This is a genomic window from Martinezella tropici (assembly GCF_008370325.1).
In the GTDB taxonomy this organism is placed as follows: Bacteria; Pseudomonadota; Alphaproteobacteria; order Rhizobiales; family Rhizobiaceae; genus Rhizobium; species Rhizobium tropici_B.
Window position 1 is genome coordinate 176892 of record NZ_VNIP01000004.1, and the last position, 25519, is coordinate 202410.

At 59.8% G+C, this 25519-nt stretch carries 13 protein-coding genes; 7 read left to right on the top strand and 6 right to left on the bottom strand.

Translation table 11 applies throughout. The features are described from left to right. Positions 1-94 precede the first annotated feature (94 nt). From FP026_RS06605 to FP026_RS06615, 3 genes are all read left to right on the top strand, one after another. Complete coding sequence (locus FP026_RS06605; RefSeq protein ID WP_149633829.1) at positions 95-787, top strand: sugar transferase; 693 nt, start codon at positions 95-97, stop codon at positions 785-787. A gap of 433 nt (positions 788-1220) precedes the next feature. Then, positions 1221-2738 carry an oligosaccharide flippase family protein gene (locus FP026_RS06610; protein WP_149633830.1) on the top strand — a complete coding sequence of 506 codons (1518 nt, stop codon included), beginning with the start codon at positions 1221-1223 and terminating at the stop codon, positions 2736-2738. 37 nt (positions 2739-2775) lie between these two features. Beyond that, a complete protein-coding gene (locus FP026_RS06615; RefSeq protein ID WP_149633831.1) occupies positions 2776-3612 on the top strand; it encodes a methyltransferase, TIGR04325 family in 837 nt (278 codons plus the stop codon). Here the strand turns inward: FP026_RS06615 and FP026_RS06620 are convergent. Beyond that, a complete protein-coding gene (locus FP026_RS06620; RefSeq protein WP_149633832.1) occupies positions 3594-5324 on the bottom strand; it encodes a GMC oxidoreductase in 1731 nt (576 codons plus the stop codon). The genes FP026_RS06615 and FP026_RS06620 overlap by 19 nt on opposite strands. A gap of 213 nt (positions 5325-5537) precedes the next feature. Here FP026_RS06620 and FP026_RS06625 point away from each other — a divergent pair, with 213 nt between their 5' ends. Next, the gene (locus tag FP026_RS06625) at positions 5538-6722 is read left to right on the top strand and encodes a DegT/DnrJ/EryC1/StrS family aminotransferase (protein WP_149633833.1); all 1185 of its coding nucleotides are present in this window, start codon (positions 5538-5540) and stop codon (positions 6720-6722) included. A 1-nt stretch (position 6723) separates the two neighbouring features. After that, positions 6724-7461 carry a 4'-phosphopantetheinyl transferase family protein gene (locus FP026_RS06630; RefSeq protein WP_149633834.1) on the top strand — a complete coding sequence of 246 codons (738 nt, stop codon included), beginning with the start codon at positions 6724-6726 and terminating at the stop codon, positions 7459-7461. Here the strand turns inward: FP026_RS06630 and FP026_RS06635 are convergent. The 5 genes from FP026_RS06635 to FP026_RS06655 form a co-directional block, all read right to left on the bottom strand. Then, the gene (locus FP026_RS06635; protein WP_149633835.1) at positions 7431-9032 is read right to left on the bottom strand and encodes a glucosamine inositolphosphorylceramide transferase family protein; all 1602 of its coding nucleotides are present in this window, start codon (positions 9030-9032) and stop codon (positions 7431-7433) included. The two genes, FP026_RS06630 and FP026_RS06635, sit on opposite strands and share 31 nt — an antisense overlap. Positions 9033-9057: 25 nt before the next feature. Further along, entirely contained in the window at positions 9058-11541 is a 2484-nt protein-coding gene (locus tag FP026_RS06640; protein WP_149633836.1) for a condensation domain-containing protein, read from the bottom strand. Then, positions 11538-19616, bottom strand: coding sequence for a non-ribosomal peptide synthetase/type I polyketide synthase (locus FP026_RS06645; RefSeq protein WP_149633837.1), 8079 nt, complete (start codon positions 19614-19616; stop codon positions 11538-11540). The genes FP026_RS06640 and FP026_RS06645 overlap by 4 nt, the downstream gene beginning before the upstream one ends. After that, entirely contained in the window at positions 19613-21526 is a 1914-nt protein-coding gene (locus FP026_RS06650) for a non-ribosomal peptide synthetase (protein WP_149633838.1), read from the bottom strand. Before FP026_RS06650 ends, FP026_RS06645 begins: the two co-directional genes overlap by 4 nt. Before the next feature lie 314 nt (positions 21527-21840). Next, positions 21841-22647 (bottom strand): glycoside hydrolase family 16 protein, encoded by an 807-nt coding sequence (locus tag FP026_RS06655; RefSeq protein WP_149633839.1) that lies wholly within the window; start codon positions 22645-22647, stop codon positions 21841-21843. Between the two features lie 204 nt (positions 22648-22851). Here FP026_RS06655 and FP026_RS06660 point away from each other — a divergent pair, with 204 nt between their 5' ends. Then, complete coding sequence (locus tag FP026_RS06660) at positions 22852-24267, top strand: hypothetical protein (protein ID WP_246665271.1); 1416 nt, start codon at positions 22852-22854, stop codon at positions 24265-24267. After that, a complete protein-coding gene (locus FP026_RS06665; RefSeq protein ID WP_149633840.1) occupies positions 24264-25484 on the top strand; it encodes a polysaccharide pyruvyl transferase family protein in 1221 nt (406 codons plus the stop codon). The genes FP026_RS06660 and FP026_RS06665 overlap by 4 nt, the downstream gene beginning before the upstream one ends. Positions 25485-25519 lie beyond the last annotated feature (35 nt).

Genomic DNA, 25519 nt, shown 5'->3' on the forward strand with positions numbered 1-25519 from the left:
TGGGACTAGCCCAATGCCCGCAGGGTCAATTGTCAATGACGAGGGCAGCTGGCAGCCTCTGAACGAAGCATACGAGTGGTGAGGGGTCCGAGCCATGTTATCGACTGTTGACGGCGTTGCCCACGGCGAGAGAGCTCGCCGCGACGTGAAGCGGGCGGAACGGCAGGGCCGCTCCAAACGCATTGCCGACATTCTTCTTTCCGGAGCGGCATTGCTGTTTCTGGCGCCGGCGCTGCTCGCGATCGCGATCATATTGCTCCTGGTCGACGGCCGGCCCATCATCTATCGCCACACGCGCATCGGCCGCGACGGTCGGCCGTTCGAATGCCTGAAGTTCCGCACGATGCGCAAGGATGCCGACCGGCAGCTGGCGGAGCTGCTTGCCCGCGACGAGAAGCGAAGGCTGGAATGGCTGTCGACGCAGAAGCTGACGAGCGATCCGCGCGTTCATTGGTTCGGAAAATATCTGCGCATAAGCAGTGCCGACGAATTGCCGCAGTTGTTGAATGTCCAGCGTGGCGACATGAGCATGGTTGGGCCTCGCCCCGTCGTCGCCTCGGAGCTCGAGCGCTACGGATCCGATCTCTATTGCTATCTGGGCCTGCGACCGGGCATCACCGGCCTTTGGCAGGTCAGTCGCCGCGCCGACACCACCTATGAAGAGCGCGTTCAATTCGATGTGGACTATTTCCACAGCCGTTCAATGCGTACCGACTTCGCCATTCTCGTCAAAACCGCCGGTGTCGTCCTGCTCGCGCGGAATGAAAAAGAACGTCTCACCAAATGAAGAACGCTGCTACAGCAACCCATACGACGACACAGAAGAGTACCAGCATCCACCGAAGGAGGTATTTCTGTCTCGATCTGCCCAGCTGTCCTGAGGCGATGCGATCATGGTTCTCGTCTTTCATAAGGGGCTCTGCGTGGTGTTTCATGACGTTTGCCGGCAAGCTCCTCTTCTATTGCCGAGAATTTCGATCCGACCCTGAAGGGCAGGGCAGAAGTCTTTGTGAAATAAGATCGTATAGTTCTGGCTTTCCCCGCTTGCAGGCAGCGCTTCATCGCACGGAATCATGTCCTGAATGGGAACACTACACATTTTATCTTGTGCAAAACTGGGTGAGACTGTGCAACTGCTTGCTATATTTCGCGAAAATTTCTCCATCAACTGGCGTGAAAACGAGTTTCGCGCCATATCCAGCCGCTGAGATGGTGCGCTGATGGACAATTTCTCGCTTGGCCGGAAGAACGTTGGCTGGACTGGCCTGCGGCACTGGCTCCGCTCCCGCCTGCCGTCGGCGGTCGGCGATGGAGCATCGACCCTCGTTTCGAAAATCGTCGCGCAAGTCGTCCAGCTCCTCATATTCCTCGTTGCCGCTCGCGTGCTGGAATCGGCGGAATTCGGCCTTTATGCCTTCAGCTCCGCCATCGTGATCATGCTGGTCGTGGTTGCGGAGGGCGGATGGGGCGAGTTCGTCATGAAGGCCGAGTGCAGCGCGCGGGAGCTCGACCAGATCGGCACGATTTCGATTGTTGCCGGCATGCTCGTAACGATCGTCGGCCTGGCGGCGGCGGCCATTGCATGGCTCGTCTTTCGGCGGCCGCACGAAGCGGCGCTTTTGGCTCTCTTCAGCTGCTGGTTCTTGCCGTCGGCGCTTTATGCCGTCTATGACGGGCTGCTGGTTGCCCGAGGTCTCCTGCGCCGGCAGGCCGTCATCCGGATGGCGAGCGAGATAGCCGGGCTTTGCTGCACCATGCTGGGACTGTGGCTGGGGTGGAACGTATTTTCGCTCGTGGCCGGCCGGCTCATGTCGCAGCTGGTCTGCCTTGGCGCTTCCGCGGTCGTGCTCGGCTGGTTTCCCAGACTATATTTGACCTGGCCGCTTGCGCGCGAGATTCTCGAATTCTCGCGCCACATTCTGTCGAACCGGCTGATCGTCTTTCTGCGCTCCTATTCCGGAACATTGGCGATCGGCAGCTTTCTCGGGCTTGCGGAGGCAGGCTACTATCGTGTGGCGGAGCGCATCATTGCGGCATTTTCCGAGCTCATCGGCGAGCCGGCGCGGATGCTTGCCTGGACGCTGTTTCGCCGGTCGGCGATGGTGATGAGTTCGGACGGAAGGCCTGTTCGTGACGCCGGGGCCGCCGCGACGGTTTTCATGATGGTTCTCATGGCAATTTCCACGCCGATCTATCTCGGCCTCTCGCTGATTTCGTCCAATCTGATCGAGATCGTGCTCGGTGACAAATGGGCGCCTGCCGCCGTTCTGGTGGCAATCCTCTCCATGAAGCAGGTCCTGCTGACGCCCGGCTATGTGACCGAGGCTCTGCTGTCCTTGTCAGGCAATATCAGGCGCATGCCCGCGACCTTGCTGCTCAACGCATTGGTTTCCGTCTCGCTCATTCTGCTTTTGGCGCCCTTCGGCGTCACGGCAGCGGCATGGGGCCAATGCGCCGCATCGCTGATCTCTTTTTTGACCTCGGTGCATCTGCAGAAGAATTATGGGGGCCTTGGTTGGGGAAAGGTCTTGCGCAAGAGCGGCTATGTCGTGGTCGCGATCGTCCTGATGGCGGCGGCGGTCTATGCGCTCGGCTATTTTGCCGAGACGCTCAGCATGCGGCGTATCTTGACCGTGCTGCTGCAGGTGGCCGCGGGCAGCGCGATCTATGCCTGCACGCTGTTCGCCTTGGAAAAGATGTTTGGGGGCGCGGCCTCTATTCTACCGGTCAGGCGATAATGGCGGCGACCGGCTCGCACGGACAAGGAGGGAAATGATGGCAACGTCGTTGTGGTCCAGTTCATCGTGGTCGAACCATGCGCGCACGGTCTTCAGGGGAGCGAAGCAAACTGCCGCTCAGGGATTTTCGCCCCTCAGGCTCGTAAGAGGACGGCTGAACTACCTTTCCCCCTTTCCGCGACGATTTACCGGCGCCTATGGTTCCTACGACGCGGCCATGGCAGCCGCCGGCAGGCGGAGATTGGCCGGCTACGATCACAAGGAGATCGCAAGCGTCGCCTTTGCCAAGATGTGCCAAGTGACGCCGTGGGATTATCCGGTGCTGTTCTGGATTCGCAGCCTGCTGCCCGAGATCGACGGCCTCATCGATGCAGGCGGGCATATGGGAACGAAATATCGCGCCTTTCGCCCGTTGCTGCCGCTGGAAAGCTCATTTCGCTGGGTCGTCTATGATCTACCCGCCATCGTTCAGGCCGGACAGGATCTTGCTCAAAAGGAGGGCCTGACCGGTCTCGGCTTTGTCGAGCGGATCGAGGATGCGGGCGAGATGCCGCTGTTCCTCGGATCGGGGCTCATGCAATATCTCGATATGCCGCTCTCCGGCCTCCTGATGAAAATGTCCTCTCGGCCGCATCACCTGATCCTCAATAAAGTCGCGCTCCGAAAAGACAGCACCGTCGTCACGCTTGAACGGATCGGCGGATCGTACGTCCCCTACCACATGCGCAACGAGGCTGAATTCATCGCGGATGTCACAAGGCTCGGATACAGGCAGGTCGATCGCTGGTCCATTCCCTCGCTGTCGCATGCAATCGACACGCATCCCGAACTCGGACGCAGCGAAAGCGCGGGTTTTTATTTCCGGCTTGGGTAGCCTTGAAGGAGGGAGAGATCCAGCTCGTTGACACGCGGCTTGCGCGCTTGCGCGGCCGCGTGCCTCTGCTTGAGGTGGTCGGCGAGCCGGATCGCCAAGGCAAGCAGCATCAATGTCGGATTGGCCTGTCCGGGCGTCGGAAACACGGAACTGCCGGCAACGAACAGGCCGTCGATGCCATGAACCATGGCGTTGATGTCGACGACGCTCGTTCGCGGATCGGTTCCCATACGGGTCGTGCAAGACGGATGTGCCATGTCCATGAATTGGGCGCCGGCATTGTCATCCGCAACGATCCAATCCGGCAGCCGCGGTTTCGGCAGACCGACGCGAGTAAACTCATTCGAGATTGTCAGTGCAAGCCGTTTGACGCTGTCTATTTCGCGCGAGCCGATCTTCCAGTCGACGCGCGCCAGGGGCTGGCCGAAAGGATCGCACTGGTCCGCAAGCGTGATGCGGCTTTCGGAATCGAGCTGCTGTTCCACCATGACGTCGAACCGCAATTCGGTCGAACGATGCGGAAGTCCACGCTTACGGATAAAGCGATTATACAGACCTGAGGCGATCATATCAGTCGATTTCGCGACGGCCAGCAGATCGCGCTTGAATGTCTTGCCCGCTCCCTTCGTCAAACGCTTGAGTGCCGCCCAGGGATCGTCGTCGGCATGAACCTGCACGGGATAGGCCGCGCAATTGGTGAGGCCTTCGCGCGCCTGCATTTCCGGGCTCAGAGACAGGCCCCTGAGATAGAAATGCGTCCGCCCGCCATGGCCAAGGCCGTAGAAATTGAAATGCCGCGCAATGGCGTCAATATCGCGCCCTGTGAAGCGGCAGAGCGACGTACGGGGATGATCACAGAGATAGCGCCCCACGACGCCGTGCGCGTTGCCTATGCCCGCGGGCTGGGCGGAATTCGATGCAAGCAGGAGGCGCGCATTCTCGACACCGCCGCCGCAAAGAATGACCGTATCCGCGCGCACGCTCGCGCTCCGGCCGCTCGGGCTTTTGAGATCCAAGGAGGTCACTCGCCGGCCTGGGCTGTCGAGATTGATCTGGACCACCGTGGCATGCATCAGAAAATCTATATTCGTTGCCCTGATGTCGAGGGCAAGGCGATTGAAACGCGTCGGCTCCGCGCGCGCATGGCGCATATGACTGAACTGCCAGAAGAAGGGCCGCAGCAGCTGCGTGTCCAGACCGAGATCATCTGGGCGCGAGTGCAACAGGTCAAACAGGTTTTCATCATAAAGATTAGGCCCGAGATTGAGCAGCTCCCCGGCACGGTCAACGGCCGGCAACAGTTCGCGACGCTCGATCGGCCAGCCGGACAGCGACAGCCAGGGCCGGCTGGTGAAGTCGATGTCATCGAAGGCGGCACATTTGCCGATCCATGTATGGCTGCTGCCGCCAAGCATGCGATTTCGCAGCTCGAATGCCGGAATATCGTTCAGCCACGCCAGGCTGCCATTATAGCCTCGCCCCTCGGGCGTGCCCTTTGCCGAAGCGAACGGCTGCCCAATATTTTCGACGGCGTTCAAAGCCTGAACCTCGGCCTCGTAGTCGTGGCCGCCGCTTTCGATGACGAGGACGCGGATTTGCGTATCGGCAAGTTCGCGCGCGATCGCGATGCCTGCCGGCCCGCCGCCGATAATGGCGATATCTGCATATATTTCAATGCCATGTGGCATAGAGCTCAAGTCGCGGCTCATCATGGTCGTTTTCCATCCGCTTTTCCCATTTTTACCAGTATCGCGAGCGCTCGGATAATTGTTCGATTGGCATAGGCGGGGATGACATCTACCGATTTCGGATAGGTGTTTTGATCGATTGCGATGTTCTTTTTCAGTCGGAAAGCCATGCTGAAAATGGGCCGATCACACGCTAGGCTCTCCTGCAAATGCCGCGTTTCCTGGGGAGCGAAAACTATGGCCAAGGTTGGGTTACGGGAATGGTTGGCGCTCGCGCCGGTGTTTGCTTCTGGAAAGCTGGCACGATACAGCGACGAGACCGGCGGCCCGTTGGGGCGGTTCGAGGCCGATTTCTGTACCAAGTTCGGCGTGCGGCATGCGCTTACGACAAGCAGCGGCACCGGAGCCCTGATTTCGGCCCTGGTGGCCGCTGGCGTCGGGCCAGGTGATGAAGTGCTGGTGCCGGCCTATACCTGGATCGCAACCGCTGCTGCGCCCCTGGCAGCCGGCGCCGTGCCCGTTCTGGTCGATGTCGACCATACGCTCACCATGGATCCGCAGGATATCCAGCGCAAGATCACGCCGCAAACGAGGGCAATCATTCCCGTCCATATGTCGAACATGGTCTGCGACATGGACAGCATCATGCGCATAGCCCGCGAGAATAATCTCGTCGTGATCGAAGATGCCTGCCAGGCCGTCGGACTGCGCTACAAGACCAAGCGGGTCGGCGCGATCGGCGATTTCGGGGCGTTCAGCTTCAATCAGTTCAAGAACATAAATTGCGGCGAGGGCGGCGCGGTCGCCACCAACGATGCGCGGCTGTTCGCGCGCGCCCGCATGTATCACGACATCGGCTCCATGTTTCGCGGCCATCTCGACAATGCCAACGAGCCGCCCATGCTGGGCGTGAATTTCAAGGCGAGCCAGATCCAGGGGGCGATGCTTAACGTGCAGCTGAAGAAGCTCGATCCGATGATTGCCCGCATGCGCGAGCGTTATGACGTGATGAGCGAAATCTTTGGCAAGAACACGCGGCTGATGGTGGGGCCGCATAACGATGTCGGCAATGCGGCGGGGCTTCACGTCATCTTCGAGACCTCGGAAGAAGCAAAGAGATTTGCCGAGGAAAATAAGCGCGGCGTCTATCGGCTCTTCGATTCCAGCCGCCATGTCTACACCAACTGGCAACCGATCCTGCAGCAGCGCACCGGTCATCCGGCGATGAATCCGTTTCATTGGACGGATCGGAAAATCGAGTACACGCCGGAGCTCTGCGCGCAGACGCTGGATATTCTGAAGCGCAGCTGCCGCATCAGTCTCGGGGAGAACTACCCCGTGGCGCTGGTTGCCCACATGGCCCGGCGCATGTCGCGACAGGCCAAATCCATACCCTCCAATCTTTTCTATGCAACGATCTAGCATGGAGAGTATCGGTCCCGACGTCATCGATGTCTGGAGCTGGAGCCTGGACGCGCCGCCGACCGATCTTGGCGCGTCCACGACATTGCTGTCCTTTGACGAACGCGCGCGGGCAGATAGCTTCATTCATGACCGTCATAGGCTTCGCTTCGTTGCGGCAAGAAGCGGGATGCGGCTTATACTGGGGCGTTATCTCGGCCTTCCACCGCAAGCGATCCACTTCACCTATGGCGACCACGGAAAGCCTTCCGTGTCGGCTTGCGGCATTCTCCCGATTCACTTCAATCTCAGCCATAGCGCCGACCTGGCCGTCCTTGCCGTGTCCGATCGTTACGAGCTTGGCGTCGACATCGAGGAAATCCGGTTTTTGAAGGAGGACGTCGCGAAGCGGTTCTTCTCACGCAAGGAATATGAGACACTTCGGTCTTTGCCGGCGGAATGTTATCTGGATGGTTTCTATCGCTGCTGGACGCGCAAGGAGGCCTTCATCAAGGCGCATGGCGCCGGGCTGTCTTTACCGCTGGATAGCTTCGACGTCACCGTCGACGGCTCGGCTGAACCGCGATTGGAACGACTGGAAGGAGAGCCCGACGCCCCGGAAAACTGGATCGTTCTGGAGCTTGCGACGCCGATCAACTTTGCTGGTGCGATTGTTGCCTCGACTGGAGGACGCCGGCTTCGCTTGCGCTATCGCAACGAGGGCACAGGTCAGATGGTCAGCCTGGCATCGAGAATGTAGCGGCCGCCAGTCGCATCGAAATGATGGCAACCGTGCAGTCCGGCCTTGAAGCTGGGCGTTATGGTGCGGATGCGGCGCTCGCGATAGTCGTCGAGCGTCAGCGTCTCGATCTCCATGATGTTGAGCCCATAACCATAGATGCCGTGCGCATTGTGCTGCGAGGGCCGCAGGAGCCTGCCGTCATGTTCGAAGATGCGGCCGGCGCCGCGCGCTTCCGTGCTACCGATCACGACGGGATTTCGCTTGTGTGGCTTGATGCCCGTAAGCGCCGGCCCATCGACCTCGAACAGATAGAGCTCGCTGCAATGATCTTCGTAAGCATGAAAATCCGACAGGTTGGTGAACAGCCACCATTTGCCGCCGTGACGGATAAGAATGCTGTCGGCGGGCGATTGGCCTTCGAAGGCCGTGGCATGCAGCTCCCATTTCAACGGGAACTGGGAGCACCGCCAGATCTCGAGGCGCCGCGCCTGATGCGTTTCCGGTATCATGAAGATCTGATCGCCGTCACGGAATATGAACGGATAGGAAAGATGATAGGGGCGCTCCAGCGCGACCCCGACCTGTGTCAGGGCATCGCCGTCAAAGCGGCCGACCGCGATATGCGCCTTCCGGTCGCCGCGCGCGTAGGCCTCGTAGAACAGATAGCATTTGCCTTCGTGCTGGAAGAGAAACGGATCGGCCTTGATGCTATTGTCGGAAGGAGGGATCTCGACCGCCTCGCTCGGATCGAAGTCATCGATCTGACCGTGCCCCGTATAGAGGGTCCACACAGCGGAATCGGCATGGAGCCTCGCCTTGATCGATCTGAATGCCTTGGCGGAGACCGAGCCTGCGACAATGCAACCGTAGCGAACGAGGTCGCCGTACGACGGCGCGTGCGTGTCGGCGGCCTCGACGAATGCGGGCGGATCGAACTGTCTGGTGTCGGCAAGCCGTGCCAACTCTCGCATCAGAAGCGTCACGCTTCGCTCCCGCACGAAGGCGCTCAATCTCGCCGCGCTGGGCTTGATGTTGAATGCCGCCCTTGCAATCTCCCGCTTGTCGGCCTTGCCGCCGCATCTTGCATAGAGAGCGATTTCCGCGGTCGGAGCGCGTGCCAGAACCTCCGCATATCCGAACCAATCCGCTTCGGCGGATCGCTGGTCGGAGAAATTGAAAGCCCATTCTCCGAAAGGCAAGGCGGCGATCGCCTCGTCCGCCATCCCTTTCGGGGTCGTGCGGATGACAAGGTCAAGCTTCAGACGGCGCAGCATCTCCCCGGTGATGGTCTCGGCGGCGCATCCCTTGTCGCCGTCGGCATCGTAGCAATCGATAAAATGGCGGTGGCTATGGAAATATTTGGGCAAGTAGGCCGGTTGGCGTGCAAGAGTGCCGGCCTCCAGCCGCGCGCCCCAGGATAACAGCTTCGACGTCGTGCCATCTTCGAACGGATCGGGATGCGGGAAGACCGCCGCGAGCTCCAGGGAGGGTTCCGCCAGGATTCGGTCCAGGATCATCAGCTCCCAATTCTCGAGCGCACGTCCGCGCGCGACAAGGATGCCGATCCTCAATGGCTTGGTCTCGTTCATCACTGCTTCCTTTTAGGGCTCGGCTCTAGCCGCCGGCGAGTTTTCCGGCGAGTGTCGACGCCAGGTCGCGGATGCCGTTGCTGGTGAGCGAATCCTCGTGCCAGCCATCGATATCGACCACCGTGCAGTCGTCCCCGATCGCGTCACCCCATCCGAACCGCAATTTGCGTGCCCGAGGATGGGTCGCGCTGCTTCGCAGCAGCACGACGCTGGGATCCTTCGTCTGCGGCGGCTTGTAGTGGCGCGCTGCTGCCACGAGCAACTTGGTAACGGCCTCGTTCGCTTCCTCTTCAGCCGAATATTGCCCAGCCTTGACACCGAATAATCTCAGGAGCGACAGCGAGATTTCGAACTCCTTGAGATAGTCGATCAGCCGGATACGGCCGGAGAACAGTTTTCGGGTGAAATAGGCGAGCCGCTTGCGCCGCCGTTCACGGTTCCAGCGTGCCTGCTCCCGCTTCGGCAGGGATACGAAATAGCCCGGAGCCCATGCGTCGATGATTGCCGTGGTGCCGACATCGACGCCTCTTTCCTGCAATTGCCGTCCGACCTCCAGTGCCAGGACGCCATTGACGCAGAGCCCGACGATGGCAACACGGCCCACCGCCTTGTCGATCCGCATGGCGTCTATCGCGCGGCTGGCCATATCTTCGATGCTCAGGCGATCCAGGCCGTTCGCCAGATCCGCATGGAACATGTTGACATTCTGCACCGAGACGCTGTCCGGCAGCTCGTTGGCAAGGCGATAATACAGAAACGGATGATTGAGCGTATAAACCGTACTGGTCCCCGTACCATGCTTGCAGGTGATCAGTTCCCACGGGTTTACCGGCTTCTCCTGTGCTGCCGGCGTCGCATCGACATTGAAGATCGCCGCTGCAAAGCCTGCAAACGTCGGCTGCTTGAATAGAAGCTGCAATGTCGGTGCTGCTTCGAATCTAGTGCGTATTTCCGATAGGAGCCGTAACGCGAGGAGCGAGTGGCCGCCGAGTGCGAAGAAATCATCATCCGGACGTATTTGCGGAACCTGTAGGACTTCTTTCCAAAGCTCAGCAAGCGTTTCCATCCGCGTATCCGCAGGCGATTTGCTTGTGACGGCGCCATCCATCGGCGCAGCCTCGGCGGAAGCTGCCAGGTGTCGTTCCGGCGCAGCGAGCGAAGAAAGCGGCGCCTCAGGGTGATCGAGAGCAATTTCATAAGCGTTCCTCCATAGTTGCAGGAGGCTTTCGATGGTGCTGGCTTCGAAAAGGTCGGCATTGTATTCGATCGACATGCGCCAGCCGGTCGGTCGGCCGATCATGATGAAGCTCAGATCGTAGATGACGCCGGGAGACTGCGAGGGCGAGCTGATCAGCTCGAAACCGCCATAGCGCCGATCCTCGAGAAACGCTTTCTGCAGGTTGAAATTGACGGAGATCAGCGGATTGCGTGCCGGATCGCGCACCGGATTGACGAGTTCCACGAGCTTGTTGAACGGCATGCGCTGATGGTTCAGTGCGCCTTCGATCGTCGCGCTGACGGAACGGATATGCTCGGCAAAACTGGTATCGGAGCTGAAATCGAAGCGCAGAACCAGATTGTTGATGAAGACGCCGATCAGGTCCTCCAGATCGCTTTGTTCGCGACCGGCGATCTGCGATCCGAACAGGACGGTCGGAGCCTCCGTCAGGCGATGGAGGGCCGCGCTCAAAACCGCCGCCCCGAAGCTGTATTGCGAAACGCAATGCGCGCGCGCCGCCGCATCCATGCGATCGGTGAAAGCGGACGGTTGGGCGATGGAAAGGATGTCGCCGCGATTGGTCTTGACCTGACCGCGCGGTCGGTCGGAGACGACCTCGAAATAGGGGGCACCCTGCATGGTTTCCCGCCAGAAGGCCTTCTCCGTCTCGAAGCCATAGCTTTGCAGGTATTCCTGCTGCCAGAGGGCATAGTCGCCATATTGCAGCGGCAGTTCCGGCAAGACCGGCGGGCGTCCCGCATCGATCGCGGCGGCGATCTCGCCGACTTCGCGCCCGAGCACGCGGATGGACCAGCCATCGAAGCAGCTCTGATGCGCGGTGATCAACAGAAAGCCGCGCTCGTTTTCGGCCATCAGCAAGGTGACGCGAAAGAGGCCTGGAATGCTTAGATCGAAAGGCGCCTGCGCGGTCTCCTCGCCGATCGACAGGATTCTTGCCTGGCGCTGCTCCGGCGGCATGCCGCGCAGATCGATCACCGACATCTTGAAATTGACATCGCTGACGGCCTGCTGGAATGGCTGACCACTTTTTTCGATGAAACGGGTTCTTAGTATTTCATGACGCTGGATGATTTTTCGAAAGGCCGCTTCGAGGGTCGCGACCTTGAATGAACCCCGGATTTCCCACCGGACCGCGACATTGAGCGCCGGATTGCCGGGATTGAGCTGATCGAGAATCCAGCAGCGCAACTGCGTCTGCGTACAGGGAAATTCGCCGATGATCTGCGGTTCGGCAAGGGTACCGCTTGGACTATTGTCGACTGTACTCATAGAGATGCCCCCAGGCCTCGGCGTGCGCCGTTACGAAAATCTCGCAGTGATGGTATGTGCAGCTGAACGGGATCGGACGGAGCCTCCGCCTGGCTGTCGGCAAAGGCAGCCAATGCGGCAATCGTCGGATGACGCAAGAGATGCTTTGCTTCCAATGGCAAGCCGTCGTCGCGCATGCGGGCGGCGATGCGGAAGATGGCAAGCGAGTCGGCGCCGAGCGCGTAGAGATTGTCATCGATGCCGATATCGCCGAGGTTGAGAACGTCCTGCCAGATCGCCAGCAGCCGCTGTTCCATCTCGGTTTTTGGCTGGACCTTGGTCGGCGCGGCTCCCCGCTGCGGCACGCCGCGCTGCTGTAGAGCTTTGCGGTCGAGCTTGCCGTTGGCGGTGTGCGGCAGCTCGCTTTCCAGCACCCAGAAGCTCGGGACCATATGTCCGGGCAGATGGGCTTTGGCATGCGTCGCGATATCGGCCGTCAATGCGTCATTGCCGCCTGTTTGAGGCACGATATAGCAGACCAGAGACCGATCGCCCTTGGCGTTTTCGGCGACAACGGCGGCACATTGGCGCACACCTTCCGCTTTAGATATGACGGCCTCTATGTCGCCGAGCTCGATACGGAAGCCGCGCAGCTTGACCTGCTGGTCACGCCGCCCGAGCAATTGCAGCGAACCATCTGCCAGCCGCCGCCCGACGTCGCCGGTCCTGTAAAGCCGCATCGGCCTGCCGATGGCGAAGCAATGCGGGACGAAGGCTTTTTCTGTGAGATCGAGGCGATCGAAATAGCCTTCCGCCAGGCCGTCGCCACCGATATGCAGCTCGCCGATGACGCCGATTGGCGCGATATTCTCGCTCTGGTCGAGAATGAAGAGCTGGGTATTGGCGATGGGATGGCCGATGGTGATCGGCTGATCGGCATCCGTGATGCGTTGCAGCGACGACCAGATCGTCGTTTCCGTCGGGCCGTACATATTCCAGAGTTCGCCGCCGATACCAAGCAGCGAGCGCGCCAGTTCCTTGGGCAGAGGTTCGCCGCCGCAGAGCATTTTCAGCGTCCGCCGCTCCTTCAGGCCGGCTTCCACCAGCATCTGCCAAAGCGTCGGCGTGGCCTGCAGCACCGTGGCATCATGTTCGTCGATGAGCTTGACCAGTGCAAAGCCGTCCTGGACCTGACTGCGGCTGGCGATGACGACCTTTCCGCCCGATATCAGCGGCAGGTAGAGTTCCAGACCGGCTATGTCGAACGAGATGGTCGTGACCGCGACAAGCGTGTCATCCGCGCCGAAGCCGGGTTCCCTCGCCATGGAGAGAAGGAAGTTGGTCAGGGATCGATGCGAAACCTCGACCCCCTTCGGCATGCCGGTCGAGCCGGAGGTGAAAATGATATAGGCGGATGCGGTCGTATCGACAGGCAGGGTCTTCAGGGCAAGGCCGGTCATCGAGCTGATCGCCTTGGCATCCTGGTCGAGCCGGATAACGGGAACATCCTTTGCAAGCCGGGCCATGTCGTCGCTGTCGCAGACCAGGCCGCCGATGCGGGCGATATCCAGCGTCTGCAGCAGGCGGGGTTCCGGGTGAGCGGGATCCATCGGGACATAGGTATGTCCTGCCTTCATGACCGCGAGCAGGGCGACGATCATGTTCAGCGATCGCTCGACCAGTATCGCGATACGCTGACCGGGATCGGGAAGCGCCATCTGCAGGTAAAGAGCAAGCTGGTTCGAGCGCGTCTCCAGCTCGCCGTAGCTGAGTGCCTGGCCGTCATGTTGGACAGCGACGGCATTCGGCTGTTCGGCTGCCCGTTTGGAAAAGAGCGAGAAGACGAACTGATCGTGGTCATATGGTGCAGCCGTCCGATTGAGATCGTCGACCAGCCAGGATTTCTCCTCCGCCGACAGCAGCGACAGTTCACCGACCTTGTGATCCATATCTTTGGCCAAGGTGGCTGCGAGCGTCGAGAAGTGACTGATCCATCGCTCCACGGTCGAACGATCGAAGACATCGGCGTTGTAGTCGACGTCGATGCGGATGTGGTCGGCTGCCTCGATCATGTTGAAGAACAAATCGAAGTTGGAAAAGGCCTTTGCGTTGGGCTCCATCGTCGGCTTGAGATCGCCGAAGGATGATCCGCCGGCCATGCGTTCGAGGTTGAACTGTATTTCGGTGAGCGGCAGGCGGCGCGGATCGCGCTTCGTATCCAGTTTGCGCACCAGCGTGCCGTAGGTGTAATCCTGATGTTCAAAGGCTTGAAAGACGAGCTGCTGCGTTGCCTTCAGGTGATCCGCAAACGGCTCCGTTGGCGATACCGCCTGACGCAGCGGAAGCAGGTTGACGCAATGGCCGACGAGGATCTGGCCATCGAGCAGGCTTTGACCGGCCGATGGAATGGCGATGACGATATCGTCCTGACCCGACAACCGCGATATCATGACCTGGAGGGTTGCTAGCAGAGTCGAGAACAGGGTAGCGCCCGATTTGGCTCCCTTCTTCTTCAGCGCCTTATAGACGTCGGCATCGATATAGCCGGTGCAGCTGCCGCCCGCGAAACTGCGATATTCTGGACGCGGCCGATCGAGCGGCAGGTCCGGAAGGTCCGGAACCGTCTTGAACTGATCGAGCCAGAACTGTTCGGTCGCCTGGGATTTCTCCGGCCTGGGGGAAAGATCCGTCGAATAGGTGGCGAAGGAAAGGGCCGGCTGGAATTCGGGAGCATTGCCCGTCCTGTAGGCCTCGTAGGCGGTGCTGAGCTCTTCGACGAAGGTATTGATCGACCAGCCGTCGCAGATGATGTGATGGGCCGTGAAGACCAGCACGTGCTTTTCGGGCGCCAGCTTGACGATGCTTGCGCGAACCAGGGGGCCGTTGATGAGATCGAAGGGCGTATTGGCATCATCGTCTATGAGAATGGCAAGGCCCTGGTCGTCGATATCCTCAAGGATCGGCAGGTCGAGCTTGAAATCCGGAATGAAGCGGAAATACTCACCGCCGCGGTCAAAACGAATATGAAACGCGTCATGGCGCGCAATGACCGTATCGATAGCCTTCCGGATGGCCGCCTCGTCCAGGGTTCCTTTCAGCGTCAGCGAAAAGGACTCGTTGAATGAGCAGGAGGCTTCGTCGCCCGCCTGGGCTGCGAGCCATATTTCCGTTTGTGCCTCCGTCAACGGCACGGATTCCGGCCTCGCGACGGATGCCTGTATCTGCTTTGCCGATATCGATGGTTCTTCTTTTGCCGTGAATATTCCAACGCCCTGCATGGTGTCGAGACTGTCGCGGAACGCTTTCGCGATCGTGCGGAAATCGTCTTCGCTGTGTGCTGTCGTCAGGAAACAGGGATACCCATCCTGTATGTGGACGCCATTCAGCCGCATCTGGGCATAGAACAGCGCGCCGAGCGGATCCTGGCTGGAAAAGTCGGTGGCGAACCAGCTCTTGTAGCCATGAACCACATCGGCAATGCCACGTCTGGCAAGATCGGCTTTGATCTCCGCAACCAGTGCTTCGGTTCGCTCGGCGACACGGCTGTAGAGAACCGATCCCTCTCCCTTGATGTGGTGCAACACGGCGTCTGCGGCTGCGAGCGTCAGGGGATGACGTACGAAGGTGCCGGCAAAGAATGTCGGCGCCGTCATGGGCACGGAGCTGTCGCCGTAATCCCAATAGCCGCCATCGAGCGCATCCATGAAGCGCGGGCTGCCGACAAGCACGCCGATCGGCATTCCGCCGCCGACGACCTTGCCATAGGTTGCCATATCGCCCTTGATGCCCCAGATCGCCTGCATGCCGCCGGGATCGACGCGGAAGCCGGTGACGACCTCATCGAAGACCAGGGCGAATTCGGACTTGGTGGCAATGTCGCGCAGTTCCAGGACGAACTCGCGCGGCTGCAATTCGGGATGACGGCTCTGGATCGGCTCGATGATGACAGCCGCTATATCGGCGGCATTGGCGCGGATGAAGTCGAGGCTTTCCGGCGCGCCGTAACGCAGCACAGTCATATTCGACACCGAGGCCATCGGAATGCCTGAGGCGACGGGCAGGGCGATCGGCTTGTCGGCGCGATTACGGCCCTTGACCAGTACTTCGTCGAACTGGCCGTGATAGTCATTGGCAAAGACCACGACCCGATCACGGCCGGTGACGGCGCGCGCAAGCCGCATTGCAGCCATGACCGCTTCCGAACCGGTATTGCAGAAGGTGACACGCTCGTGTCCGGTCACTTCGGCGATCATCTTTGCGACGTCGCCGGCAAGCGGCGTCTGCGGGCCGATGGCAAATCCCCGGTCGGCCTGAGCCTTGACGGCGTCGATGACGAAATCAGGTGCATGGCCGAAGGCCGTCTGCCCGAAGCCGTTGACCAGATCGACATACTGATTGCCGTCGATATCCCAGATATAGGCGCCCTTGGAATGGTCGCAGACGATCGGGAACACCATTTCCTTCCAATCTGCCCGGAAGCCCGAAGCGGAACGGGGATCGGCCAGATGTCCGCGATGTCCCTGGGTAAAGCTCTTCGATTTGGCGTTCTTGGTTTCATAGGCCTTGGTGAGGCTGGTGATGAAGTCCTGCTTGGCCGCGGTAATCTCTGGCGCCAGGCTCTTGGCATTCGGACGATAGAGTTTGATGCGTTCGGTGCCGAAATCGCTGTCCGCGGCGGCGGCGGGGGCGGGGGCAGGGGACGCACTCGTTGCCGGTTGCGGCGTCTGCACAATGGCTGCCACGGGCATCGCGCTCGGCATAGAGGAGGTCTGGGCGCCACCCTGCATGGCCTGCAGCATCAGCAGCTGCTGAGAGAACAGAGTCTGCGCCATCTGGATCTGGGATTGCAGCACGGTGGCGAGGTCCGATGCTGCCGCTGGCATGCCTGCCGCTTGTGTAGCGGCAGGCATGATCGGCGCTGACACGCTTGGCGCTGACATAGCCGGCATCGGCGCGGCCGCGGCGGGGGATGGCACGGGTTCAGCCGCCTTCACTGCCTCGGGTGGCATTTGCTGATCGAGGTAGATGGCCAGATCGGCAACGGAAGGGATATCGCTCAGCAATTCCCGGAAGGAAATTTTGACCTTGAAGTCCTTTTCGATGCGTTGCGCAAACTGACCGACGAAGAGCGAATCGAAGCCGAGCTCCAGGAATGTCGTCGCCCGTTCGTCGGGCCCCAGCGTTTCACCCGACATGTCGCTCAATAGCGTCAGAAGAGCCGTTTCCAATTGCGGCAGGCGGCTGGAGATGGAAATTGATGCTGCAACATTCATTGCTCGTTTCTCCTCGGTGAGGTTGACGTCAGAGACAAGGGGTTCGCTTTCAGGAGCGCTCGCCGGGTTGGCAAGGGCGCCCCGGCTCGATGCGCGACGCGCGGACGAGGGCGCATCGATCCAATGGCGCTGGCGCTGGAACGGATAGGTGGGCAGAGATAGACGCTGCCGGGCGACCGACGGGAGAGCCGGCCAGCTGAGCCGGCAGCCCGTCATCCATAGCTTGCCGTGCGCTTCCGCGAGAGTTTCGGCGGCAGCGGAGGCCCGGTCATGCTCCGGCAGGGATTGCACGACGGCGGCAAGACCATCACGGGCGATCGTCTGCGCGGCAAATACCGAAAGCGTCCGCCCCGGCCCGACTTCGAGAAGAAGCGGCTTGCGGTCGCGGCAAAGCGTGACCAGGCCATCGGCAAAGTGGACGGCATCGCGACAATGCATGGCCCAATAGTTGGGAGATGTCATCAGCTCGGCGGTTTGCCAGTCGCCGGTGACGCCGGAGATGAAGGGGATCGTCGCGGTGCCGTAGGTTACCTTTTCCGTTTCATGGCGGAGCGCAAGCGCCGCATCCTTCATCATGACCGAATGAAAAGCGTGTGATGTGTGCAGGCGACTGAAGGCTATCTCGGCGGCTTCAAGCGCCGTGCAGACCTTGTCGATGTCGCCGAACGGGCCGGAGATAACACAAAGCTTCGGAGCATTGATCGCAGCAATTTCGACATCGCCTTGCAGATAGGAAGCCGTCGTGGTGGCGTCGGCGCGAACGGATACCATCGCGCCCTGCGGCTGATGCTGCATCAGCCGTCCGCGATTGGCCACGAGGCGCAGTCCGTCTTCGAAGGAAATGACGTTGGCGAGCGTAGCGGCAACAAATTCGCCAACGCTGTGACCGATCATGGCATACGGCTTGACACCGCGGCTGAGCCACAATCGGGCAAGTGCATATTCGACAAGATAAAGACAGGGTTGAGCGATGCGGGTTTCGCGCTGTTCATCGGCGATCGCCTGCGTCACGGGGCCGGTGTGGCAGATGTAGTCACGCAGGTCGAGCCCGAGAGTCATTTTCAGAAGCTCGGAGCCACGATCGATCCAGCGGGCGAATTCCGGTTCGGAGCTGTAGAGGCCGGCACCCATGCCGACATATTGTGCACCCTGACCGGGGAACATGAATGCAACCGGCGGCTGATCCACGGCGACAAGGGGCTGATAGCTATCCGTTGTCAGCTTGATGATCGCTTCCTCGACACTTCCGGCGGCAACCGCCAGCCGATGGCCGAACTCGCGCCGTCCCGTTTGCAGCGTGCAGGCGAGCTGCGCGATCGAAAGCTTCGGATTCTCGGCGAGATGATTACTCAAATTGGTGCGCATCTGCGCAAGAGCTGGTTTATTGCGCGCCGAAAGAGGTAAGATGTAATGCCCCTCTACCTCGTTGGACTTAGTTGATGGATGGGGAGGTTCCTCCAAAACGACATGGACATTCGTACCGCCGACCCCGAAGGCGCTCACCCCGGCCCTGCGCGGCACTTGCCCCTGCGGCCAGTCGATCATTGCGGTCGGAATGTAGAAAGGACTCCCTTCGAGATTGATGCGTGGATTGGGCTGACGATAATTCGGCATCGGCGGGATTTTTGCGCTGTGAAGCGCCAGCGCCGTCTTGATGAGCCCGGTTACGCCGGCTGCGGCATCCGTATGGCCGATGGTGCCCTTGACCGATCCAAGTGCGCAGCTGGCGGCTCCCGGCGCGCCGTCCGCGAAGGCTCTCGTCAGGCCATTGAACTCGATGGGATCGCCGAGCGGCGTCGCGGTGCCGTGGCATTCGATATAGCCGATCGTCGAGGGATCGACGCCCGCATTGGCGATCGCGGTGGCGATCGCCTCGGCTTGTCCGTCCACGCTCGGTGCCGTGAAACCGATCTTGTCACTGCCGTCATTGTTGATGCCGTAGCCGCGAATGAGCGCATAGATGTGATCGCCATCCTGAAGCGCTTCCTCGTAGCGCTTCAGGAGAACGACGCCGGCTCCGCTCGCAAAAACGGTTCCGGCGGCGTCGGCGTCGAAAGGCCGGCAAGTGCCGTCCGGCGAGGCCATGCCGCCTTCCTGATAGATGTAGCCCCTCTTTTGCGGGATGGTGACCGAGATGCCGCCCGCGAGAGCCATGTCACAGCCATAGGTAAGCAGATTCTGACACGCCTGTGAAACGGCGAGAAGCGAGGTTGAACATGCGGACTGCAGCGTGAAGGCCGGGCCGCGCAGATTGAACTTGTAGGCGACGCGGGTTGCGAGCGTATCGTTGAGCGCGCCGACGAGTTCGTGAAACGAGCCGATCTGGTAGTTCGATGTGAATTCTTCCGCCTTGGCGCGATCGTGCAGAACATTGTTGATCAGATAGGTCGGCATCGAGGAGCCGGCGAAGACGCCGATCGGGCCGGCATAGCGCTGCGGATCGTATCCCCCGTCCTCCAGCGCTTCCCAGCATATTTCCAGGAAGATGCGATGCTGCGGATCGGTAATGGCAGCCTCGCGTGGAAACATGCCGAAGAATTCGGCGTCGAACATATCGGCATTATCGAGATGAGGCCTTGCCGCGACATAGTTCGGCTGCGCCCGCTCCTCGTCGGTGAACGCGTCTTCGATTTCATCCGGTGAGAAGCGGGAAAAGGCGTTCTTTCCTTCGAGCACGAGCTTCCAGAGCTCATCGACGGAGGAGGCGCCGGGGAAACGGCCGGACATGCCTATAATGGCGATGTGCCCGGAAATCTGCCCGTTCAGATCCTCATTCTCTTCGAAATCACGCTGTTCGCCCATCTCTTGGTGATTTCGTTTCATAAGGAGCTCCTGCGGATGTGAGAGATTGCCTTCTTCTGCAGGGCCGCGCGCTGGGCCGCCGCCGCGATCCGCGTCGGGCCGGCCGTCCTGCCGTCCAGGTAAAGGGCCAGTTCCCGGATGGTCGGATGGCGCAGCAGCGCAACCACATCGATCGTTCGACCAAGCCCTTCCTCGAGACCGGCATGAATTTCCATCAGTTGCAGCGAGGTGCCGCCAAGGTCGAAGAAGTTTCGGTCGACATCGACGCCGGCAAGGCTCAATGCATCCTGCCACAGCGTCATCAGCAGCTCTTCTGTCCCGTTCCTGGTATCCATGGGCTTCGCCTGCATTTCGACGGGCGGCGGCAAGAGTTTGGAACGGTCGACCTTGCCGGCTGCCGTGAGCGGCAGAGTATCGACGATGACGGCGGCGCTCGGGATCATATAGGCCGGAAGTGCCATGCGCAGCGTCGCCATGACACCCTGCACGAGGTCGGCGCCTGCGCCCACGTGGCTTTCCTTGGGGCACAGATAGGCAACGATGCGTTTCAGGTTTTCGCCCTGGACGTGGCAAAGGACGATGCCGTCGGCAAGACGCGGATCGCGCCTGAGCGCGGCTTCGATCTCATCGAGTTCTATGCGCTTGCCGTTGATCTTGACTTGCCGGTCGCGCCGTCCCTTGAAGGTAACGGTGCCATCGGGCTTCATGCAGGCCACGTCGCCGGTCAGATAGAAGCGTGTCGCGCCCTCCTTCGTGGCAATGGTCACGAATTTCTGCTCGGTCAGTTCCGGGCGCTTGAAATAGGCGATGGCCAGGCCATCGCCCGATATTGCCAGCTGGCCTTCGATCCCCGGCGGAACGACGCGCAGCTCCTCGTCCAATATGGCGATGCCTGTATGCGCGATCGCCTTGCCGATTGGCAGCTCTCCGCCTGAAAAACTGGGCAGGACCGGGAACGCGGTGGCAAAGACCGTCGTCTCGGTCGGACCATAGATATTGGTGAGCTTGCAGCCGGGATGGTGCTCGAGAAAGCGCCGGGCATGAACGACCGATCCGACATCGCCACCGAAAAGAATATGGCGAAGCTTCGGCAGGGATGCGCGGGCATGATCGGCAAAGAGGTTGAACAGCCCCGTCGTGAGGAACGAGATGCTGACATCCGTCGTTCGCATGAAGTCGGACAAGCGCGAGATGGAAAACTCACTATCGGGCATGATTGCCAGTGTGCAACCATTGAGAAGCGCGCCCCAGATTTCGAAGGTCGACGCGTCGAAGGAAATAGTGGCGGCGTGAAGAATGACGTCGTCGCGGCGAAAATCGGCATAATTCTGGTCGAGAGCCACCCGCGCAATGCTGCGATGGCAGATCATTGTTCCCTTGGGGCGCCCGGTCGAGCCGGACGTGTACATGATGTATGCAAGATCGGCGCCGGTGATCGTCGTTGCCGGCAGGGCAACCCGTGGCTGTCCTGCCATCTCGGCGATAATGGCATTTGCCTCGATGACCTTGGCGTTCATGCTCGGCACACTGCAAAGCTTATCGCCAAAGGCCGAATCGACGAAGATGACCTTCGGCAGGCATTCGCCGATGACGAAATCGAGATGGTCGACCGGAAGGGCGGGATCAAGCGGCAGATAGGCACCGCCGGCCTTGAGGATCGCTATCTTGCAAATGATGGCGTTGGCGCTGCGCGGCAGGAAGAGACCGATAATATCGGCCCTGTGGACGCCGATCCTGACCAGATGCAACGCAAGCGCGTCGGATATGCGGTCGAGATCACGGTAGCTGAGCCTAGTGTCGTCAAACACGAGCGCGGTTGCCTCCGGTGTCGCCCGAGCCTGCATGCGCAGCATTTCGTGAAGGCAAAGGTTGCGATCGTAGTGCAGGCCTGCTGCGCCACCTGCTTCTGCTTGGGCCTCGCGGTCAATCATCATCACCCTCCGGGTCATCCTGCGACTGACGACGGCACGACATGCGGTGCCCGATCGTCCACCGCAGAATTTCACGCTGGGGCAAAAGCACCAGTTGATCATTGGGATGATCGCGTTCACCACCGAAAGTCGTAAGTCCTGAGGGTGCGTAGCCAATTCGTCGGAAACATCCGATAAGGCGGCAACAACTCGGCCAAAAGCATTACGCATGGCGGCGACGGGAACGTCGGGCACCTGTCGCCATGAACCATGCACAGGATATTCCCGATCACGCCGATCGAGATGATAATGAGTTGGGGTTGGTGATGAGGCAGCTACCTGAACTGGTAGGCTCTGACATAGTCTACAAACATGAAGGATGGATCGGCCGCGGCCATCTTCGTTATGCCTTCGACGATACCAAGATCGACGAGCATGTACATCGGCTGGCGATGTTCCGGTAAAGCCTTGGTTTTCCAAACGAGCTTTCCATCGAAATACATTCGTATGAAATCGGAATCGACCTTCACGCCATAGGTGTGCAAGTCACCGGGACTTGCAGAACCGAATGCATCGATGCGGGCATAGTCGGAATCGTGGCGTCCATCCCGGTGCCAGACATGCACCGTCGAAGAATAAGCTCCCGGCTTATCACCATAATATTCGATGACGTCTATCTCGGCTGTCGATTTTGAGCGATCCTTGCCGATCAGCCAGAAGGCCGGCCAGACACCGGGGCCGTCGGGTAGACGCGCCCGCATTTCGAAATAGCCATATTGCTGAGAGAAGCCATCTCCATTTCGATCGACGGAAGCAATCAGGCCGGAGCGCCACGCACCTTTGTCATCACGCGCGGCGGTAATACGCAGCATGCCATCCTGTATCGCAAAGGGAAAGTCGGTACCCGGATTGGAGAAGCGGGCACCTCCGAAATCACCATTCCAAGGAGTGTGGGCAATCCATCGGGTGCCAGGCCCCCAGGCAGAGATATTCATATCATCGAAAGGATCTTCGAATGTCAGTGTCATGCCGCTGATATCGAGCGTATCTCCCGTATCGCCAGCGCGTGCAACATCGACGTCTACGATCGCAATGAGTGCGGCCGCAACGGATGCGTGAAGGAATCCGCGGCGGTTGTACATGCATCGAGAGCGACATGTTTTTAAGAAGCGATCCATGTGCATAAGCATGAACGGCACAACGTACAGGGTATAGAGCGTATTTCGGCCAGCATGTCCCCCGAAAGGCTTAGGTTCGGCGGAAATACAGCTTCATGTCCACATGCTACCTTTTGGCAATAAAGAGGAACAACATTAGACAACACTAGGTTGCCACTTATGAATGTCATGGGACTTTTAACGTTAATTGTCGGTATTGTGACGCTGATCGTACCTGTTCGACTGTCATTCATCATCATGATCCTGTCGACGGTCTTCGGTGCCGCTGCCGCCTTCAGCGTACCCGGCCTTGGCGGAGCATCGGTGCTGGTGCCAAGCCTCTTTCTACTATTCTTCGCGGTCCGGTTGTTCGCAGCCTATGGCGAAGCGCCTTTTCTCGCTGCCCTGGCACCCTGGCGTCCGGGCTTTTTCCTCCTGCTTCTAACGGCATTTGGCATCTTCACCGCGATCTTCTTCCCGCGACTGTTTCAGGGCCTGGTGCAGACAATGACCGTGGAGCGCTCGATCGGCGCGCGTAGCCTTATCGCGCTGGTGCCGCTGCGCTTTTCTTCAAACAATATTACCCAATCGGTCTATGCCGCCGGAGGGCTCGTCTGTTTCATTGCCACCTTCGCCTTCTTTCGTGGCAACGGCATTCCAAAAATATTCATCAACGGGATTTTGATTGTGGCAGGCGTCAACCTCGGTTTCGCGCTTGCCGATATCATCACGCATTTCACGCACACGGATTTCCTGCTCGACTTCGTGAGAACGGCCAATTACGCGCTTTTGACCAACGCCGAGAAAGGTGGGCTGAAACGCATTTCCGGGACCTTTCCCGAGGCCTCGGCATTTGCCGATTTCACGCTCGTCCTCTTTGCGGTCGTCACGAGCCTGTGGCTCGGCGGCATCCGCTCCGGCGTAACCGGTCTCGTCGCGAGTTTACTTCTCGTGGCGCTGATCCTGTCGACATCGGCGACCGCACTTGTCGGGCTCGCGATCATCCTGCCTGTCCTCAGCCTGCAGTCATTCCTGGCCTCCCGGCGCGACCCGGGTGCCGGCCGGCCTGTCCTGATCGTATCCATTCTCGCCAGCATGCCGCTCGTCATCTTTTTCGTTCTGATCGTCATGCCGGATCTTGCGCATAATCTGCAGGATTTTCTCGATGAAATGCTGTTCTCGAAGGCCGGCAGCCAGTCTGGGCGCGAGCGCTTCATGTGGAATGCCATGGCCTATGAGGCGTTCGTGGATACGATTGGATTCGGCGCGGGCCTCGGAAGTGCCCGTGCATCGAGCTTCGGCCTCGTCCTGCTGTCCAATATCGGCATCTTCGGCACGTTGCTCTTTGCGCTCTTTGTCGCCCGCGTGCTGATGGCCGATACGCGACCGGGGTATCCGTCGTCACGCGAGGCCGTCGCGATCGTGCGCGCAGCCAAGGCCGGCTTCATCACCGTCCTTGTTTCCGCTGTTATCTCAGGCACGGTCTACGATCTCGGATTGATGTTTTATATCCTCGCGGGCACCGTTTCAGCACTCACCGCCGGGGTGCGCGAGGCCAAGGGTGAATATAGCCCACACTTGAGCACCGCTGGAGGTTTGAGATGAAGATTGTCGTCTTCAACGTCAAATACAGCGAGAATCTCGGCGACGGGTTGCTGGCGGAATGCGTCGAAGGTGCCTTGATGAAAAGCGGAGACGGGATCGAGGTGGAAACGATCGATCTTGCCGGGCGCAGGGCCTATGCCGCAAGCAATGGCGGCCGTAGACGCTTGGCGCTCGGATTGCTCCGTCGGCTGCCCTTTTTTGCCCGGCGGCGGCTTGTCCGCCTGGTGCTGGAGCGCAGGCTGAACAAGCTGCGCGGCTTGTGGGACGACAAGATCGCGCTTGCGGACGCCGTCATTATCGGCGGCGGCAATTTGTTTCAGGACGATGACCTCAATTTTCCGTTGAAAATCGGCGAGGTGCTCGATTGCGTGTCTCGGCACGATCGCCCCCTGGCGGTTTATGCCGTCGGTGTCAGCAAGCAATGGTCGGAGCCCGCCTATGACCTCTTTGCGCGCTTGAGGCGGACAAGGCTTGTTCATCTCTCCGTGCGGGACGGCTTTGCCCAGGACAATTGGCAGGAACACTTTCCCGAAGGCCCGAGCGCGAAAATCGTACGGGATCCTGGATTGTTGGTCCATGCGATGCCGATCGCGGAAAAACCCGCCTCATCCTCCAAGCGCCAGCTGACCGTTGGTCTATGTGTGACCGATCCCGTCATCCTGCACAGGCATAGCGGGGATCACGCCTCCCACATCCCATTTTCCAGCATCGGTGCCTACAGGGATCTGGTCGGTGTGCTCCTGGATGACGGCCAGCGCGTCGTCCTGTTTTGCAACGGCGCGAGGGAAGATCAGTTGTTTGCGGAGCGCATCCGGAATTCGGTCAGCAAACATCGCGTCGTTGAAGCCGGCGCGCTCGATATTGCCAGTCGCCCGCAGGTTCCGGCCGATCTCATTCAGACGCTTCAGTCGATGGATGTGATCCTGGCTCATAGGCTGCATGCCTGTATCGCGGCCTATGCCCTCAAAATCCCGCATGTGGGCCTGGGTTGGGACAGTAAGGTCGAAGGTTTCTTCAATTCCGTCGGGCGAGAGACCTATTTCATAAAAGATGCACTGTCGCCGGTCGTTCATGTCGCCCTGCTGCTGAAAGCGGCTGAAAAGGAAGGGATAGACGCACTCCGGCACCGTGTCACGATCGCGGAAGCTCGGGCGGGAATCTCGAACATGCGCCGCCATCTGGTCGGAAGCGACGAATGCGCCATGTCGGGAATATAGCCGGCTCTCTCTCGAAAGATACTGCGTGATTGAAA

Bases quoted from the DNA above. Each gene is read 5' to 3' on its own strand.
- FP026_RS06605 (WP_149633829.1), top strand. From the start codon at position 95: ATGTTATCGACTGTTGACGGCGTTGCCCACGGCGAGAGAGCTCGCCGC.
- FP026_RS06610 (WP_149633830.1), top strand. From the start codon at position 1,221: ATGGACAATTTCTCGCTTGGCCGGAAGAACGTTGGCTGGACTGGCCTG.
- FP026_RS06615 (WP_149633831.1), top strand. From the start codon at position 2,776: ATGGCAACGTCGTTGTGGTCCAGTTCATCGTGGTCGAACCATGCGCGC.
- FP026_RS06620 (WP_149633832.1), bottom strand. From the start codon at position 5,324: ATGATGAGCCGCGACTTGAGCTCTATGCCACATGGCATTGAAATATAT.
- FP026_RS06625 (WP_149633833.1), top strand. From the start codon at position 5,538: ATGGCCAAGGTTGGGTTACGGGAATGGTTGGCGCTCGCGCCGGTGTTT.
- FP026_RS06630 (WP_149633834.1), top strand. From the start codon at position 6,724: ATGGAGAGTATCGGTCCCGACGTCATCGATGTCTGGAGCTGGAGCCTG.
- FP026_RS06635 (WP_149633835.1), bottom strand. From the start codon at position 9,032: ATGAACGAGACCAAGCCATTGAGGATCGGCATCCTTGTCGCGCGCGGA.
- FP026_RS06640 (WP_149633836.1), bottom strand. From the start codon at position 11,541: ATGAGTACAGTCGACAATAGTCCAAGCGGTACCCTTGCCGAACCGCAG.
- FP026_RS06645 (WP_149633837.1), bottom strand. From the start codon at position 19,616: ATGAAACGAAATCACCAAGAGATGGGCGAACAGCGTGATTTCGAAGAG.
- FP026_RS06650 (WP_149633838.1), bottom strand. From the start codon at position 21,526: ATGATTGACCGCGAGGCCCAAGCAGAAGCAGGTGGCGCAGCAGGCCTG.
- FP026_RS06655 (WP_149633839.1), bottom strand. From the start codon at position 22,647: ATGTACAACCGCCGCGGATTCCTTCACGCATCCGTTGCGGCCGCACTC.
- FP026_RS06660 (WP_246665271.1), top strand. From the start codon at position 22,852: ATGGGACTTTTAACGTTAATTGTCGGTATTGTGACGCTGATCGTACCT.
- FP026_RS06665 (WP_149633840.1), top strand. From the start codon at position 24,264: ATGAAGATTGTCGTCTTCAACGTCAAATACAGCGAGAATCTCGGCGAC.